Annotated in this window: 1 protein-coding gene; it reads left to right on the top strand. The window is 53.3% G+C overall.

The window, feature by feature from the left end:
• The coding region (locus tag C5471_RS23350; protein ID WP_166296590.1) for an AMP-binding protein at positions 1-953 on the top strand (953 nt) is incomplete at both ends.

Below are 953 nucleotides of genomic sequence, written 5' to 3' on the forward strand. Positions count from 1 at the left end.
ATGCCGTATCCTGACCCGGGTTGTATTCACCCACTGTTTGAGCAACAGGCAGAAAAAAAACCTGATGCGATAGCGCTGGTGTATGAAGAGCAAGCCCTCAGTTATGTTGAATTAAATATTCGAGCTAATCGGCTGGCGCATCAGTTGATTGCATTAGGCGTGGTGCCGGATCAGCGGGTGGCCATTTGTGTAGCGAATTCACCAGCGCGGATCGTGGGGCTGCTGGCCGTCTTGAAAGCGGGTGGCACCTATGTGCCGTTGGATCCGGCCTATCCGGGGGAACGTTTGGCCCATATATTGATTGATGCTGATGCGGCTATTTTACTGGCGGATAATACCGGACGTGCGGCGTTAGGTGAAACAGCGCTGGCCGGGCTGACTGTAATGGATCCGAATGTATTGCCTGCCCAGCCGGACAGCAACCCGCAGGTGATTGCATTAACCCCACGACATCTGGCGTATGTGATTTACACCTCTGGCTCAACCGGTATACCCAAAGGGGTGATGGTTGAACATCGAGGGCTGGTTAACCTGATTCAGGAAAAAATCGCTCAGTTTGATATTCATTCCGGTAGCCGGATATTGCAGTTCGCCTCATTTGGTTTTGATGCCAGTGTCTGGGAAATCATGATGGCGTTGTGTGGTGGTGCGGCTCTGGTTATCCCTGTTAACACGGTTCGTCAGGACTCGCGTCATCTTTGGCATTATTTAGAAGAGCAGGCGATAACACACGCCTGCCTGACACCGGCTTTACTTCGGGATGGTGTTGGTTTACCGGAGATGACGATAAGACCGGTATTGATACTGGGGGGAGAGGCCCCCAGTGCCGCGCTGCTTCGGGCATTGAGTCACCGGGCAACGGTGTTCAACGCGTATGGTCCGACAGAAATCACGGTTTGTGCTGCTGTTTGGCGTTGCCCGTCAGACTACACCGATGGCGTCATTGCGATCGG

Source organism: Photorhabdus tasmaniensis (genome assembly GCF_011189505.1).
In the GTDB taxonomy this organism is placed as follows: Bacteria; Pseudomonadota; Gammaproteobacteria; order Enterobacterales; family Enterobacteriaceae; genus Photorhabdus; species Photorhabdus tasmaniensis.